This window comes from Terribacillus saccharophilus (assembly GCF_000725365.1).
In the GTDB taxonomy this organism is placed as follows: domain Bacteria; phylum Bacillota; class Bacilli; order Bacillales; family Amphibacillaceae; genus Terribacillus; species Terribacillus saccharophilus.
Genome location: NZ_CP008876.1, coordinates 1755622 through 1771968, shown reverse-complemented (window position 1 = coordinate 1771968; position 16347 = coordinate 1755622). Strand labels below are relative to the sequence as shown.

At 43.1% G+C, this 16347-nt stretch carries 15 protein-coding genes and 6 tRNA genes; 17 read left to right on the top strand and 4 right to left on the bottom strand.

Going from position 1 to position 16347, the window contains the following annotated elements; translation table 11 throughout:
- Positions 1-114 precede the first annotated feature (114 nt).
- A complete protein-coding gene (locus tag GZ22_RS08985) occupies positions 115-825 on the top strand; it encodes a tRNA (adenine(22)-N(1))-methyltransferase (RefSeq protein ID WP_038561386.1) in 711 nt (236 codons plus the stop codon).
- Positions 818-1927, top strand: coding sequence for a Nif3-like dinuclear metal center hexameric protein (locus tag GZ22_RS08980; protein WP_084160704.1), 1110 nt, complete (start codon positions 818-820; stop codon positions 1925-1927). The genes GZ22_RS08985 and GZ22_RS08980 overlap by 8 nt, the downstream gene beginning before the upstream one ends.
- Positions 1928-1958: 31 nt before the next feature.
- Here the strand turns inward: GZ22_RS08980 and GZ22_RS08975 are convergent, their stop codons facing one another.
- Positions 1959-2906 carry a 4-hydroxy-3-methylbut-2-enyl diphosphate reductase gene (locus GZ22_RS08975; RefSeq protein ID WP_038561383.1) on the bottom strand — a complete coding sequence of 316 codons (948 nt, stop codon included), beginning with the start codon at positions 2904-2906 and terminating at the stop codon, positions 1959-1961.
- Positions 2907-3080: 174 nt separating this feature from the next.
- Between GZ22_RS08975 and GZ22_RS08970 the strand changes: the two genes are divergently transcribed.
- Together GZ22_RS08970 and GZ22_RS08965 are read left to right on the top strand one after the other, a co-directional pair.
- A complete protein-coding gene (locus tag GZ22_RS08970) occupies positions 3081-4397 on the top strand; it encodes a DEAD/DEAH box helicase (RefSeq protein WP_038561381.1) in 1317 nt (438 codons plus the stop codon).
- A 15-nt stretch (positions 4398-4412) separates the two neighbouring features.
- Positions 4413-5300 carry a deoxyribonuclease IV gene (locus tag GZ22_RS08965; RefSeq protein ID WP_038561378.1) on the top strand — a complete coding sequence of 296 codons (888 nt, stop codon included), beginning with the start codon at positions 4413-4415 and terminating at the stop codon, positions 5298-5300.
- Between the two features lie 41 nt (positions 5301-5341).
- Here the strand turns inward: GZ22_RS08965 and GZ22_RS08960 are convergent, their stop codons facing one another.
- Positions 5342-5617, bottom strand: coding sequence for a DUF2624 domain-containing protein (locus GZ22_RS08960; protein WP_038561376.1), 276 nt, complete (start codon positions 5615-5617; stop codon positions 5342-5344).
- Positions 5618-5736: 119 nt separating this feature from the next.
- Here GZ22_RS08960 and GZ22_RS08955 point away from each other — a divergent pair, with 119 nt between their 5' ends.
- Positions 5737-6060, top strand: a complete 324-nt coding sequence (locus GZ22_RS08955) for an MFS transporter (RefSeq protein WP_038561373.1) — start codon at positions 5737-5739, stop codon at positions 6058-6060.
- 33 nt (positions 6061-6093) lie between these two features.
- On the opposite strand, the gene ispG is transcribed toward GZ22_RS08955, so the two are convergent.
- Both ispG and GZ22_RS08945 read right to left on the bottom strand, forming a co-directional pair.
- Complete coding sequence (gene ispG / locus GZ22_RS08950; protein ID WP_038561371.1) at positions 6094-7212, bottom strand: flavodoxin-dependent (E)-4-hydroxy-3-methylbut-2-enyl-diphosphate synthase; 1119 nt, start codon at positions 7210-7212, stop codon at positions 6094-6096.
- A 116-nt stretch (positions 7213-7328) separates the two neighbouring features.
- Positions 7329-7673, bottom strand: coding sequence for a type IV pilus assembly protein FimV (locus GZ22_RS08945; RefSeq protein ID WP_038561368.1), 345 nt, complete (start codon positions 7671-7673; stop codon positions 7329-7331).
- A gap of 122 nt (positions 7674-7795) precedes the next feature.
- Here GZ22_RS08945 and GZ22_RS08940 point away from each other — a divergent pair, with 122 nt between their 5' ends.
- The 12 genes from GZ22_RS08940 (at position 7796) to GZ22_RS08885 (ending at position 16288) form a co-directional block, all read left to right on the top strand.
- Positions 7796-8431 (top strand): NfeD family protein, encoded by a 636-nt coding sequence (locus tag GZ22_RS08940; protein WP_318576599.1) that lies wholly within the window; start codon positions 7796-7798, stop codon positions 8429-8431.
- A 110-nt stretch (positions 8432-8541) separates the two neighbouring features.
- Positions 8542-10164, top strand: a complete 1623-nt coding sequence (locus tag GZ22_RS08935) for a Na/Pi cotransporter family protein (RefSeq protein ID WP_038561354.1) — start codon at positions 8542-8544, stop codon at positions 10162-10164.
- 202 nt (positions 10165-10366) lie between these two features.
- Positions 10367-10441 (top strand) — tRNA-Asn (locus tag GZ22_RS08930).
- 3 nt (positions 10442-10444) lie between these two features.
- Positions 10445-10521, top strand: a tRNA-Met gene (locus tag GZ22_RS08925).
- Positions 10522-10539: 18 nt separating this feature from the next.
- Positions 10540-10612 (top strand) — tRNA-His (locus tag GZ22_RS08920).
- Between the two features lie 13 nt (positions 10613-10625).
- Positions 10626-10702, top strand: a tRNA-Ile gene (locus tag GZ22_RS08915).
- A 27-nt stretch (positions 10703-10729) separates the two neighbouring features.
- Positions 10730-10822: transfer RNA gene (locus GZ22_RS08910), tRNA-Ser, on the top strand.
- A gap of 6 nt (positions 10823-10828) precedes the next feature.
- Positions 10829-10901: transfer RNA gene (locus GZ22_RS08905), tRNA-Phe, on the top strand.
- A 172-nt stretch (positions 10902-11073) separates the two neighbouring features.
- Complete coding sequence (locus GZ22_RS08900; protein WP_038561352.1) at positions 11074-11685, top strand: superoxide dismutase; 612 nt, start codon at positions 11074-11076, stop codon at positions 11683-11685.
- Between the two features lie 102 nt (positions 11686-11787).
- Complete coding sequence (locus tag GZ22_RS08895; protein ID WP_051748151.1) at positions 11788-13050, top strand: MFS transporter; 1263 nt, start codon at positions 11788-11790, stop codon at positions 13048-13050.
- A 69-nt stretch (positions 13051-13119) separates the two neighbouring features.
- Positions 13120-15186 (top strand): peptidoglycan D,D-transpeptidase FtsI family protein, encoded by a 2067-nt coding sequence (locus GZ22_RS08890; protein ID WP_038561349.1) that lies wholly within the window; start codon positions 13120-13122, stop codon positions 15184-15186.
- 175 nt (positions 15187-15361) lie between these two features.
- Positions 15362-16288, top strand: coding sequence for a phosphate ABC transporter substrate-binding protein PstS family protein (locus GZ22_RS08885; protein WP_038561347.1), 927 nt, complete (start codon positions 15362-15364; stop codon positions 16286-16288).
- Positions 16289-16347: the final 59 nt, after the last annotated feature.

The window sequence follows — 16347 nt, the reverse complement described above, 5'->3', positions numbered from 1 at the left end:
TTAGGAATACATACATTTTACAAAAATTGAAAGCCGAATGCAAATTCTCTCAGCAAAAAGTGTGGGAGGATATTTTACAAAAAACACGTATATTTGACAAAGGAGTTGGATATAATGAACGTTTTATCATTGTCAGAGCGACTTTCAGCAGTTGCCGCCCAGTTGCCGAAATCTGCGCATTTTGTCGATGTTGGATCTGATCACGCTTATCTTCCTTGCTATGTATGTTTGCAGGATCCTTCCAGCAAAGCTGTAGCAGGAGAAATTAATGAGGGGCCCTTTCGCAGTGCTCAAAAACAGGTGAAGTTTCAAGGCTTAACTGATCGAATAGATGTACGTAAGGGTGATGGACTTGCAGTTGTTGAACCAAACGAGGTGAAGCAAGTCGTCGTCGCAGGTATGGGAGGTCCTTTAATTGCTTCGATCTTAGAACAAGGTAAAGATAAGCTTGGTCGTGTAGAACAGCTTATTGTCCAACCTAATATAGATGCTAGGGCTCTCCGTAAATGGTTCCAAAATAATGGTTTCGTTCTGCAAAAGGAACAGATCTTAGAAGAAGCTGGGCACATTTATGAGGTGTTGGTAGCTGTACGCGAGGGAAAGAGTATTTATCATGAGGATGCAACTGTACGTGAGAAGGAGCTTTTATTCGGACCGATCTTATTGAAGGAAAAAAATGCAGCTTTCCGAGCAAAATGGTCGGAGTACAAGCAGAAGCTCGAGCGCAACGTAGAAAACATGCAACAGGCGCAGCAAGTTGATGAAGCGAAGCTTGCGTCCTTCAAACAAGAGCTCGCATGGCTGGAGGAGGAATTGAATGACTGAAAAGCAGATGCTAATAGCTGATGTAATTGCGTACTTTGAATCATGGTGCCCGCCTTTACTTGCAGAAAAGTGGGATAATGTTGGACTGCAGGTTGGTACGCTTGATCAAACAGTCTCAGGTGTGTTGACTACATTGGATGTAACTGAAGCAGTTGTAGACGAAGCTATATCGCAAAATGCCAATCTGATCATTGCTCATCATCCATTATTATTTGCACCTCCAAAAAAATTAGATACTACTACGCCTAAGGGACGCATCATCCAGAAGCTTATGAAGCATGACATAACTGTGTATGCAGCGCACACTAACCTCGATATAGTCGACGGCGGTGTCAACGATTTGATGGCAGATGCCTTGGGTCTCGAACAAAAGCGGGTATTTCTACCTGCGGGGCACCAAACTTTCAAGAAGTTGATTGTTTTTGTTCCCAAGACACATGAACAAAACGTGAAGGATGCATTGCATACCAATGGAGCCGGAAATGTTGGCGACTATGAGAATGTCAGTTTCGTTTCAGAAGGAACCGGTTATTTTCAGCCGAATGCCAAGGCACAGCCATTCATCGGTCATGCAGGTGAACTGGAACGTGTAGAAGAGGTTCGAATCGAAGTTCTGGTTCCAGAAGAGAATGTAAGAAGCGCAGTAGCTGCGATGATAGAAGCACATCCATATGAAGAAGTGGCTTACGATATTTATCCTGTTGAAAAGAAAGGGAAAGCCTATGGATTAGGCCGTACCGGAAAATTGCCTTCTCCGATGACATTGAAGGAATTGGCGTTACTCGTGAAGCAGCAGTATGATGTGCAGCATGTACGATTCACTGGTGATGCGACTACTACAGTTGAAACAGTTGCAGTACTCGGAGGAAGCGGCAGGGATTATATCGACCAGGCATTGCAGCAAGCAGATGTGTATATTACAGGTGATTTAACATTTCATGAGACGCAAGATGCAATGCTAGCGGGACTTTGTCTGATTGATCCCGGTCATTATGCAGAGCAAATCATGAAGCAAAAAGTAGCAGATTATCTGCAAACTGCATTAGCAAATGTACCAGTACGTGTATCACAAGTGAACACAGATCCATTTCAAGTTATATAAAAAAACCGAGTCCAGTAAGGACTCGGTTTTCTTACGCTTTCTTAACTTTGACTTTCGGAAGGATCTTCTTCGGATCGACATTGAATTCCAGCTTCACATCTTCCAGATTCGCTGGATCAAACTTCTCGATAAAGTTGATAACTTCCTTCGTCACAGGAGTAGGAGTGGAGGCACCAGCAGTAATAGCAACTGTCTCGACGCCTTCCAGCCATTCAAGCTTCAACTGAGAAAGATCTTCGATACGGTATGCTGTCGTACCAGCAATCTCTTGAGATACCTGTGCGAGGCGATTAGAGTTGTTGCTTCGCGGATCACCGACAACTAATGTCAGATCAGCATCTTTAGCCTGTTCGGCGACTGCTTCTTGACGCACTTGTGTGGCCATGCAGATTTCCTGAATCATTTCAGTTTGCGGGAATTTCTCTTTTACGAGCTGCATTACATCGTAAACGTCCCATTGACTCATTGTTGTTTGGTTGGTTACAATCAGCTTTTGAGCGTCCAATTCAAGTTCTTGTACATCTTCTTCTGTTTGGACAAGATGTACCTTTCCTGGAGCGACGCCTATTGCACCTTCCGGCTCTGGATGCCCTTTTTTACCGATATAAACTACTTCATAGCCTTCAGCAACCTTTTCGCGGATCAGATCGTGTGTGCGAGTCACATCCGGGCAGGTAGCATCAAGGACAGTCAGTCCTTTATCGTGTGCACGCTGTTTCACTTCAGGAGATACACCATGAGCTGTGAATACAACGGTACCGCTGTCTATTTGTTCCAAAAGCTCCATTCGGTCTGAACCATCGAGTGTGATAACACCTTCTGTTTCAAATGCATTGGTTACATGGGCGTTATGCACGATCATGCCAAGAATATAAATCGGCCGGGGAAGATTCTCATCCCGCACGGCATTCTGCGCAATCACCATGGCATCTACCACACCGTAGCAATAACCTCGTGGCGCTATTTTAATTACGTTCATTCGCTGTGTTTCCCCCTTCTCCGTTTACACGGGACATCTATTTCTGGGTCTTCTCCATTATAAAGGCTAATAAGGAATATGACAAAGATTGTTTATTATCCTCGTGTAATCGTGCAAAATATGACAAAGTCCTCTATAATATAAAAGTAAGAGAATGACCAAAAGGAGTTACACATGAAAAATCACCAATTTAAACAATACGCGCTTCAGCCAACTGTCAACGAAGCGATTGATAAACTAGGCTTTGCTAATCCAACACCAATTCAGGAAAAAGTTATCCCGGCAGTTCTGCGTGGGGAGAGTGTTATCGGCCAATCCCATACCGGATCTGGTAAGACACATTCTTATTTGATTCCTTTGTTTAGTAAATTGAAGGAGAGCGAGCAGCGTGCTCAGTTTGTAGTCACAGCACCGACACGTGAACTTGCAATCCAGATATATGATGAAGCTCGTCATTTCATCAAGCTTGCTGGTAAAGAGAACGATTGGCATGCGAAGCTGTTCATCGGCGGAACAGACAAGAAAAGATCCATTGAGAAATTAAAAACTCAGCCGCAGATCATCATTGGTACACCAGGAAGAATTTTGGATTTGATGGAAGAGCAGGCACTGGATCTGTATCCAGCTGCAAGCTTCGTCCTTGATGAAGCGGATTTAATGCTGGACCTAGGTTTTATCAAAGATGTTGATCAAATTTTGACGCGCATGCGTCAAGATGTACAGCTGCTCGTTTTCTCTGCGACAATCCCTGAGCGTTTGCAGCCGTTCTTGAAAAAGTATTTGAACAATCCAAAGCACTTTGAAATCGGCGGTCATTTATCTCCGGAATCGATGGAGCATCGTTTAGTCCCGATGAGACACCGTGATGAAGCAGAGACTATCATGAAAATAGCAAGTGTCATCCAGCCATATATGGCCATTATTTTCGTCAATGGTAAAGACGCAGCCAATACATTGGCAGCAGAACTGACGGATAAAGGATTGCCGGTAGGTCTTTTGCACGGCGGACTTACTCCTAGGGAGAGAAAACGCGTACTTCGCGACATCCAGGAATTGCGTTTCCAATATCTTGTTGCGACTGACTTGGCTTCACGCGGTATCGATATTAAAGGTGTCAGCCACGTCATTAACGCGCAGCTTCCGAAAGAAGAACCATTCTATGTACACCGTGTAGGCAGAACAGCACGTGCTGGTATGGAAGGGACTGCCATCAGTCTATACAGTGATCATGACTTAGAACTGATTCAGAAACTTCATAAAAAAGGTCTCGAATTCACAACCTATGATATTGCTAATGGCGAATGGAAAGAACTGAAAGCGTGGAACGAACGAGTTACACGGAAGAAAACGGAATCTGATAATGAATCCCAAGCTTGGAAGCAAGTGCGTAAACCGAAGAAAGTAAAACCGGGCTACAAGCGGAAGATGCAGTATGAGAAAAATAAAATCAAGAAGAAGCTGGACCGAAAAGATCGTTTTAAGCGAAAGTAAGGAGAACGTGGATTTATGATAATCGGATCACATGTCAGTATGAGCGGTAAGAAAATGCTCTTGGGATCAAGTGAAGAAGCATATTCCTATGGCGCCAACGCTATGATGATTTACACAGGAGCACCGCAGAACACAAGAAGAAAGGCGATCGAGGAGCTGAACATTGAAGCTGGCCGGGCGCATATGAAAGAGCATGGTATTACAGATATTATCGTACATGCTCCTTACATTATTAATGTTGGCAACTCAATCAAGCCAGAGACATTCGAATTGGGTGTGAACTTCCTTCGCAGTGAAATCGAGCGCACAGAAGCTATTGGAGCGAAGCAGATTGTGCTGCATCCAGGTGCGCATGTAGGTGAAGGCGTCGCTGCTGGCATCCAAAAGATTATTGAGGGTTTGAATGAAGTGCTTGTGAAAGACCAGAATGTTCAGATAGCCTTGGAAACAATGGCTGGAAAAGGATCCGAGGTAGGATCCAACTTCGAGGAACTGGCGCGTATCATAGATGGTGTCACACATAATGACAAACTTTCCATCTGCTTCGATACTTGCCATACGCATGATGCAGGTTACGATATCGTGAACGACTTTGATGGTGTATTAGATCAATTCGATAGAGTAATCGGTCTGGACAGACTAAAGGTACTCCATGTTAACGACAGTAAAAATGAACGTGGAGCAAGAAAAGACCGTCATGAGAATATTGGATTCGGTCATATCGGCTATGATGCTTTGCGATATATCGTTCATCACGATCAGCTGCAGCAGCTGCCGAAAATACTGGAAACACCATTCGTTGGAGAAGATAAAAAGAACAAAAAAGCACCTTATGCGCATGAAATCGATATGCTCATAAACAACAGCTTCAACCCGAATTTAAAAGAGAATATCTTGGCTTAATAAAATACCCCGAAGCAGTAATTCTGCCTCGGGGTATTTTTCTACAACTTGATACCGTGTTCTTTGGCGAGCTGTAGAAAAATCTGATGGGTTTTTTGAGCGGTTTGTGTGTCGGTGATCTGTGCGAGTGCTTTTAGCATCTGCAGACGATCATCTTCTTTAAACGGATCTAACCTGTTTTGACGCAGAAATTGAACAATCTGGGATGCCTGCACGGGTGAAAGAGGCACTTGGTATTCTTGGCTATGCTCCAGGATCTCATCAACGGTCAAATTACGCAGCTTATTTAACACCAGTTTATGAACGATGAAATTCATTTGAAACCTCCAGCTCTAAGATGTGGATGTAGCATGCTAATTCCTTTATCTACCTGGTAAGTTTATGCCCAATCCACACAAACTAGAACCATACCTTACCCCAGATAAGGAGGATTCACATGGATAAGGAACAATTTGATCAAGATGTAAAAACAAAACGTGATGTCGAGACGGCAGCTGAGATATCTCCTGCTGAAGACCGTTATCGACGTTCTGAAAAAGAAGGCGAACAGCAAACGACTGATTCTGGAAAAATGTTTGGCTATATTGCCTTGATCTTATCTGTTGCATCTTTCTTTTTTGCACCGATCCTTGTCGGGGCGGCTGGTATCGTCTTCGGAGTACTGGCGAAGAGAAGAGGCGCAAATGTATTAGGGAATATCGCCTTAGTCGTAAGTATTTTAGCAATTGTCATTTCTCTATTCACAGCTCCATATGTATAAAAAAAGCTGACTCCGTCTGGAGTCAGCTTTTCCTTATGCTTTAGCTGCTGCTGCTTCTTTTTCTTTAGCTGCTTGTTCAGCGAAATATTCTTCAGCAAGCTTATCGATCTCGATTTTTAATTCTTCTACCATTGTCTCCTCAGGTACTTTACGGATGATTTCTCCGTGGCGGAACAATAGACCCTCTCCGCGGGCACCAGCGATACCGATATCCGCTTCACGAGCCTCACCAGGCCCGTTTACCGCACATCCAAGTACAGCAACTTTAAGAGGTGCTTTAATTGTGCTGATGTACTCTTCGACTTCATTTGCAATACTAATTAAGTCGATTTCGATACGTCCACAAGTAGGGCAGGAAATTAAAGTAGCCGCGTTGGAGGACAAATTGAATATTTTAAGTAACTCACGAGCTACTTTTACTTCCTCAACTGGATCTGCACTTAAGGAAATACGCATCGTACTACCGATGCCTTTACTCAAGATAGCTCCTAAACCGGCAGCACTTTTCACGGTACCGGCAAATAGTGTTCCGGATTCCGTAATACCAAGGTGGAGTGGATAAGGAATTACCTCTGCTGCTTTTTCATATGCTTCGATAGCCAATGACACATCGGATGCCTTGAGGGAAACGATGATATCGTGGAAATCAAGCTCCTCGAGTATTTTAATGTGATGCAATGCACTTTCTACCATGCCGTCTGCAGTTGGATAGCCATATTTCTCTAGAATATGACGCTCTAAGGAACCAGCGTTAACACCAATTCGAATCGGAATACCTTTTGCTTTAGCTGCGTTTACGACAGCTTCAACTTTCTCCCGCTTCCCGATGTTACCAGGGTTGATACGAATTTTGTCCGCTCCGCCCTCAATTGCTTTCAGAGCCAATTTATAGTTGAAATGAATATCTACAACTAGTGGGATATTTATGCGTTTCTTGATTTCAGGAATCGCTTCAGCTGCACGCTGATCAGGACATGCTACCCTTACTACTTGGCAGCCTGCTTCCTCAAGACGCAGTATTTCCGCTACAGTAGCTTCCACATCATGCGTTTTTGTTGTTGTCATAGACTGGATGACAACCTCGTTTTTACCGCCGATCGTAATATTACCAACATTGACCTGACGGGTATCTTGTCTGTGTATTAATGCCATTTATATATCGCTCCTTTGATTATCGCGAGGAAAACAGGGATATATCCTTATATTTTCCCATTATAATGCTAATACTGCTAAATTAGAAGTAACTAGGCTCAACTTTAATAAAATCTTCATCTAAGATAATGGGGAAAATAATAAGCGGATCCTGCATTCAGTGCATATGGATCCTTACCGGGATTCAATTCCTCGAAATCCACGATCACCTGTTCCATCGTAACGCGCAAGTCATTATTGTTCAACTCATTTGCTACAGAAAGTAGTGTGTCTCCTTGTTTTACCTGCAGAAGCACAGGCTGAAACGTCTCTTGAGTCATTTCCTGCTCTTCATCGTTTTCCGGTTCCTCCGTGTTCGTTTCTGCTGGTGTGGCTGGTACCGGACTGCCTATCGTAAGATCCTTCCATATGCTCATAAATAACGCGCAGCAAAACAAAAAAATACCGATCCGTTTCCACATAGATTTTCCTCCGCTCATCAAACGTGTATGTTATGTATTAGGCATAAGAAGGAAAATACCTTTATGATGAAACAAAAAGCATCTTAACTCGTATATAGATAGTAGGAGAAAGGAGTATGTGCATGTTGGATTATAATTGGCTGCCGGTCTTTATGACCGGACTTGGGACGATGTTTCTTATAGGTGAAATTTTAGTGAAAACCAAAGGTATCCTCTTTTTATTAGGGGCTGGCTTTATCAGTACTTTCTTTATCAGTTACTTGGATCCCTCTGCAATATGGTACATGCTTCCGCTGTATTTTGTCGGGATGCTATTAATCGTCATCGACGGAAAGCTTTTAAATGATGGTACGCTCAGCGTTATCGGTTTGCTGACGATGCTGTTAACAGTTGGATTCACAGCACCGAATTGGACCGCGGGTATTTATGCAATTATAGGAGTCATCCTTGGAGCTGTTGGTTCCTTCGTTTTCCTCAAGGCATTCCCAAAACGAGATATGTGGGGGAAAATAGCTCTGCTTGATACACTCAGTTCAGAAAAGGGATATAACTCGATGAATGAGACGTACGCTGCCCTTGTAGGACAAGAGGGAGAAGCGGTAACACCGATGCGTCCGTCAGGTACAGTACGAGTGGACGGCCGTGAGTTAAGTGCTATCACAGATGGAAAGTGGCTGGATCGAGGCAGCAGAATTAAAGTGACGAATGTAAGTGGTGCGAGAATTATGGTAGAGAAGGTCGAAGAGAATACTAATTAATTTACAAAAACAGCTAAATAAATTGTAAATTTCCATACAAGACCTTTACAAGCCTTCTAACAAATTCAATAATTGAATAGGAAACACTGAGAAGGGAAGGAAGGCTTGCTTTGTCTAATTGGGAATTTATCATCTTTGAATTTATCGGCGGTTTGGGCTTGTTTCTCTTTTCAATCCGTTATCTTGGGGATGGCTTGCAGCGAGCGTACGGCAAACAACTGCAAATTGCGATGCACAGATTCACCATCCATCCGCTTGTTGGAGTGCTATCAGGTCTTATCGTAACTGTTCTTATCCAAAGCAGCACTGCAACAAGCATACTTATTGTCGGGCTGGTCAATGCTGGTTACCTCACGTTAAGACAGGCTGTTTCTGTCATTATGGGAGCGAATATCGGTACGACTTTGACGGCGTTCTTTATCGGAATTGATTTAATTAAATTCGGTCTGCCGATCATGGCTTTAGGAGCATTTCTAATCTATTTCTTCGTAAATCAGCGTACACAGCAAATCGGGAAAGTATTATTCGGAGCCGGTGGTATTTTCTACGGACTGACTCTGATAGGGGAAGGGCTGCACCCTGTCCTTAGCATGGATTCTTTCCAGTCCCTGGCCACAAGTATGCACTCGAATCCGATAACAGGGGTTGCGATTGGGACATTCACAACAATTGTAGTGCAAAGCAGTGGTGCAACAATTGCTATCCTGCAGGAGCTTTATGCGCAGAATGGAATCGATTTGAAGGCGGCTATGCCGGTTTTGCTCGGGGATAATTTAGGTACAACTCTGACGGCTATGCTTGCCGCAATTGGCGCCACCGTCCAGGCTAAGAGGGCAGCGCTCAGTCATGTTTTGTTCAATGCAATCGGTATGGTAGTTTTTCTACTGATTCTGCCTTTATTCGTTGATATCGTGGCTTGGATGCAGCATACGTTCGAACTGAATGATAAGCTGACGATTGCGAGCGCACACGGTTTCTACAATCTTGCAAATACGTTATTGCTGCTGCCGTTTCTCGGTTTATTTGTCTGGATTATTACTAAGATAATACCCGGTGAGGAAGAGAAGCCGATGGCATTGACAAACCATCTTGATCCATTGTTCATTCAACAATCTCCGGTTCTTGCATTGGAGCAAGCAAAGCTGGAGGTATTACATATGGGCAGGCTTGCAGTAGATGGATTGGAACAGGCAAGTACATATGCAAATAATCATGAAAGACAATTCGCTGATTTGGCTATGCAGCTGGAAAAGGAAGTGAATCGGAAGGATAGGGAGATTACTGATTATCTTTCTAAAATTTCAACTAACACACTTTCTGAAGAAGAAAGTATCATGCATGCAGCTCTCCTAGATGCAATTCGGGATATTGAGCGTATCGGAGATCATTTTGAGAATGTTGTCGAGTTCGTCGATTTCCAGATTTCGAGTAACATCAAGCTGACGAGAGAAGCGCAGCAGGAACTCAACAGCATGTTCGATTTGACTATCATGACAGTAAAACAGGCTCTCGAAGCATTGGACAAGCAAGATCGAGAAACAGCGCTGGCAGTTCTCCAGAAGGAAGATAAAATTGATAAGATGGAACGTGCTTACCGGAAGTCGCATCTTATTCGTCTGAATGAAGGGAAATGTGCCGGATCTGCTGGAATTGTATTCGTGGATATTATCAGTAATTTAGAGCGTATCGGAGATCATGCCGTCAACATTGCGCAGCTGATATTGGGCGAGTAGACAGGAGAAATAATCTCCTGTCTTTATTTTTTGCTTGCACAAATATGAACAGACATGCTATAGTATTCCTGTCAGTTAACAAGAACGAAAAAACATAATAAAAACTTATGAAAAAACAATTGACAAGTTATTAAATGCATGATAAATTATATAACGTCGCTAATACATATCGTAATCGCGAATACATAACTTATCAAATTATTCCACAGTAGCTCAGTGGTAGAGCTATCGGCTGTTAACCGATCGGTCGCAGGTTCGAATCCTGCCTGTGGAGCCATATGGCGGTGTAGCTCAGCTGGCTAGAGCGTACGGTTCATACCCGTGAGGTCGGGGGTTCGATCCCCTCCGCCGCTACCATATTATCCTAAAGTCATGGCGGTTGTGGCGAAGTGGTTAACGCACCGGATTGTGGCTCCGGCATTCGTGGGTTCGATTCCCATCAATCGCCCTTTTAAAAAAACGGACCCTTAGCTCAGTTGGTTAGAGCTATCGGCTCATAACCGATCGGTCGCAGGTTCGAGTCCTGCAGGGTCCACCATTTGAAAAAAATCATATGATACATCTCGGAGGAATACCCAAGTTTGGCTGAAGGGATCGGTCTTGAAAACCGACAGGGGCTTAACGGCTCGCGGGGGTTCGAATCCCTCTTCCTCCTCCATGTCTTGGCTCGGTAGCTCAGTCGGTAGAGCAACGGACTGAAAATCCGTGTGTCGGCGGTTCGATTCCGTCCCGAGCCACTCCAAAGGCAGCTGTTCAAATGAACAGCTGTTTTTTTGTGTTAAAAACAAGCTGCTGGGAAGAATATACAAAGCTATTGAAGCAAAATGCTTGCCGTTTCAGACAAGCTTTGGTACGCTTTACGAAAAGGTAACCACCTTTGAATTACATATCATTTAAGGAGGAATAATCATGGCTAAATTTGAACTACCAGAATTGCCTTACGCATACGACGCACTTGAGCCTCATATCGATAAGGAAACAATGAACATTCACCACACAAAACATCACAACACATACGTGACTAAGCTAAACGACGCAATCTCAGGGAAAGCTGACTTAGAAAGCAAATCCTTGGAAGAGCTTGTTGCAGGTGTTAACGAACTTCCTTCTGACGTACAGACAGCTGTACGCAACAATGGCGGTGGTCATTACAACCACAGCCTATTCTGGAATCTTCTTTCTCCTAATGGCGGCGGCGAGCCGACTGGCGAAGTAGCTAGTGCTATTGCAAACAAATACGGTACACTAGATAAATTCAAAGAAGAATTCGCAGCTGCAGCAGCTGGCCGTTTCGGTTCTGGCTGGGCTTGGCTTATCGTAGAAAACGGTGAAGTTGAAATCGTATCTACTCCAAACCAAGATAACCCTGTAATGGAGGGCAAGACACCAATTCTTGGCCTTGATGTATGGGAGCACGCGTACTACTTGAAATACCAAAACAAACGTCCTGATTACATCAGTGCTTTCTGGAACGTTGTAAACTGGGATGAAGTAGAGCGTCTTTACAGAGAAGCAAAATAAGACAGTAAACCAAAAAGACATCAGCTTTTAGCTGGTGTCTTTTTTTGTGCATATCTCTTCTTTGTTGACAGATACTAAGTAGCAGTAAAAGGAGATGGCATTATGAAGCCGAACTTATTTACCGCGGATTCTGCTAAGAAAGAGCTGCATGTGCTGCTTATTATCGGGGCCCTTTACTCTCTCGGTATATTTCTGTCGAATACGTTTGTCAATATTTACTTATGGAAACAGACCAATGATCTAATCAATATTGCGATGTATAATTTAGCTATATATGTCGCTCAAACAATTCTCTTTACTTTGTCTGGAAGCTGGGCAAAACGAATCGACCGAGTCATCATACTCCGCATAGGTGTATTCTTCTTGAGTGTATTTTTTCTTCTGGTTTTATTTACAGGGGAAAAAGCAGCTTCTTATAATCTGCTTCTTGGCGCGGTGCTTGGAATAGGCTATGGGATGTACTGGCTGGCTTATTCTGTACTTACTTTTGAGGTGACAGAACCAGAAACAAGAGACTTTTTCAATGGCGTATCCGGCCTTTTGCAATCTTTAACAGGTATGATCGGTCCGTTTGTCGCCGGTTATATTATTACCAGAATGAACAATTCTCATGGCTATACACTGATCTTTGCTGTATCTTTCCTTTTGTTCCTTTTGGCTGTTATTTGTACAGCAGGTATAAAAAGAAGAGGGGCAGAAGGTAAATTCGGGCTGAGGCAGGTATGGAAGGAAGTTAAACGCGATGCGGCTTGGCGTAATACGGTGTTGGCTCACGTGTTTCAAGGTGTGAGAGAAGGTATCTTTACTTTCATCATATCTGTATGGGTCTTTATCGTTACGAATAGTGAGCTTTCGCTTGGTACGTTTAATCTCGTCTATTCCGCTTTTTCGTTTATCTTCTATTATATAGCTACCCGTTACATTAAAAGCAGGCAGAGAAAGACGGCTATCTTCCTTAGCGGTGTTGCACTATCACTTAGTGTCGTGCTTTTGCTGGTTGAGCTAAATTTTTCTACATTGCTAATTTATGCTGCTATCATCGGTGTTTTCTATCCGATTCTATACGTTCCTTATTTGTCTCTTACCTATGATGTTATCGGTAAGGCGAGGGATGCTGCAAAGCTGCGAGTAGAATATATTGTCCTTAGCGACGTGGCTACGAACATAGGCAGAATTATTTCTGTTGTACTATTGCTTATCGGAGTGGGGATCTGGGCAGATGCTTCCATTCCCTATCTAATGTTTATTCTTGGAACTGGACCATTTTTCATCTACTTTTTTACAAGGCATATCAAGAGCTTCGCGCCAGCTGCTTCAGTTAAGAAACTCCCGAAAAATGAAATCGCAGGAGACGACAATCGCTGACAGTCTATAGTAGAAGCGGACCGTGGATGATGATATAATGGGACCAGTATGTAAGAATGGGGGAACATTATGTCTAAAAAAAGGAAGAAGAAGCGTGCACTGCTTCCTTTCCGTCTCAATGTCTTGTTTGCGATTGTTTTCCTGCTGTTCTCTGCCTTGGTTCTGCAGCTTGGAGTTGTGCAGATCATCAATGGGGAGGAGCACCAGGCAGTACTGGAAGAGACGACAAATGATATCGCTGAAATTTCTGTTCCGCGCGGAATGATTTATGATAGCGAAGGAAATGTGATTGTCGGGAATGAGCCAGTCTATTCCATCACATATACTCCGCCAAAAAACGGAGATTCTTCTGAAAAACGTTTGGAAATTGCTACAAAGCTTGCCGATATCATCAAGATGGAAGATAAGGCAATCGATAAGATAACCGAGCGTGAGTACAAAGAGTATTGGTATGTATTAAACTCAGACGAAGCGAACGGCAGGATCACTGCTTCAGAAAAAGAGACCCTTGATGACTCAGAAGTATACGATCTTACTTTAAAGCGTATTACAGAAGACGATTATAAGGAACTTGAAAGTGATGATCATGCCAAGCAAATTATCGCTATCAAACGTGAAATCGATAGCGCTACTGAGCTTGTGCCGCATGTAATTAAGAATAAAAATGTCTCCGAGAAAGAATATGCGACGATTGCTGAAAGCATGGGCGAATTGTCCGGCATCAATGTTGCAACTGACTGGGAACGTTATTATCCATTTGATGGTTCTCTCAGCGGCATCCTTGGCGGAATTAAGACTGGTATCCCAGAAGGGGAAGAGGATTATTATAAGTCCCGTAATTATCAGCTGAATGACCGTATTGGTACGAGTGGACTTGAGAAGGAATATGAAAGTCTCCTGAAAGGTGACAAAAAACGTGTTCGCTATGTAACGGATAACAGCAACAGCATTGTGTCCCAGGATGTTATCTCTGAAGGACAGCGTGGTCAGGATCTTCAATTGTCCATCAATATGGACTTCCAGAAAGAATTGGACAAAATCGTACGCGATGAACTGAAAAGTGCCATCAATAAGCATCCAGGTGCAAACCGTTATCTAGAAGATGCAATGGCGGTAATGCTTAACCCGAATACTGGTGAAATCTACGCAGCCAGCGGACAGCATTATGACCGGGAAGATAATAAGTATGAATCTGCTGATATGAATACTGTCTTCAGCGCAAATGCGGTCGGTTCCACCGTTAAGGGAGCGACATTGCTTGCTGGATATCAAGAGGGTGTTGTAGAGATGGGTCAGACCTTCTACGATACGCCAATGAAAATTAAAGGCACGCCTGAAAAATCTTCTTATAAGAACATGGGTACTATTACAGATTTGCAGGCATTGCAAATGTCTTCCAACGTATATATGTTTAATGTAGCTTTACGATTAGGCGGCGAATATAATTATAAATACGGTAATAGTGTGAACTTTGACCACGATGCATTCCGGACGTTACGGAACTATTATAACCAAGTAGGTTTAGGTGTTGAAACAGGTATTGATTTGCCATCTGAATCAACTGGATACGTAGGTACAACCGGACAGGCAGGTAACCTGCTTGACTTCTCAATCGGGCAGTTCGACACTTATACTACGATGCAGTTGGCTCAATATGTATCCACCATTGCCAATGGAGGATACAGAATTAAACCGCATTTTGTAAGTGAAATTCATGAACCATCGAATGAAAAGGATAAATTAGGTCCGCTTGCGGAAACAAAGTCTCCGGAAGTATTGAATAAGATCACTGCTACGGACGATCAGATAAATCGAGTGAAACAAGGATTTGAAATGGTGTTCCAAACGCAAAAAGGTACTGCTTACAGTCATCTGAGTGCAAAAGCAAAAAATTATAATATTGCCGGTAAGACAGGAACTGCTCAGACTAGTATAAATGGTACTGACCTGGAGAACTGGACTCTAATAGGATACGCTGATGACGAAAATCCAGATATCGCATTCGCTGTCATGGTGCCGAATTTAGGTATTATCAGCGGTGGAACGCAATATCCTATCACGTATAACATCATGAACCGTGCACTTGAATATTATTACGAGCATACAGCTCCTGACGACGAAGACAAAAAAGAATAATAGTTATACCCAAAGAATCACTCCAATAAACGGGGTGATTCTTTTTTTTTCAACAAATTAATACTTAAGTTTACACAACCTTTACATTCCGTTTATTTTTCCTTAATAGAGACAAGTTAATATTGTACTTGTAAGGCAAATGAACTAATCGAATCACGTAGGGGGAAAATTAAACATGAAGAAGATGAAACTATCTGTATTGCTTGCAATGTTTGCACTAGTTATCGGTGTACTTGCAGCATGTGGCGGAAACGCTGGCGGCAATGAATCTGAAGGAGACACAAGCGGAAACAGCAACAGCGGCGGCGGAGAAGCTTCCGAAACTTCCATCGTTGTAGCAGGTTCTAGTGCAATGCAGCCTCTAGTAGCAGCAGCAGCTGAACAGTACAAAGGTGAAAACGCTGATGCAGACATTCAGGTTCAAGCAGGTGGTTCAGGAGCTGGACTTAGCCAAGTTCAGGAAGGTAGTATCCAAATCGGTAACTCTGATGTATTCGCAGAAGAGAAAGAAGGCATCGATGCTGGAACTCTTGTTGATCATCAAGTAGCGGTTGTTGGTATGACTGCAGCTATTAACCCTAATGCGGGTGTAGATGATCTTACTAAACAGCAACTAATTGATATCTTCACTGGTAAAGTGACTAACTGGTCTGAAGTAGGTGGAGAAGACCAAGAAATCACACTTGTTAACCGTCCTGATTCTTCAGGTACACGTGATACTTTCGTAAAATACGCTCTTGATGGCGAAACGCCAGCAGAAGGTGTTACAGAGGATTCCTCCAACACTGTTAAGCAAATCGTTGCTGACACAGACGGAGCGATTGGTTACTTGGCACTATCTTACTTCGATGACGATTCTATCGTAAAATCTAAAATCGATGGTGTTGAAGCTACAAACGAAACAATCGGATCTGGTGACTTCCCAATCTGGGCTTATCAGCACTCTTATACAAACGGAGAGCCTGCTGGCCTAGCGAAAGAATTCCTGGATTATATGCTTAGCGACGAAGTTCAAACTACAATCGTACCTGAACAAGGCTACGTTCCAATGACTGACATGCAGGTTGAACGCGACGCAGAAGGCAACCTTACTGAAAAATAATATTAAAAACATAAGGTAGATGCAGTGTAACACTGCATTTACCTTACTGTGGTTATATA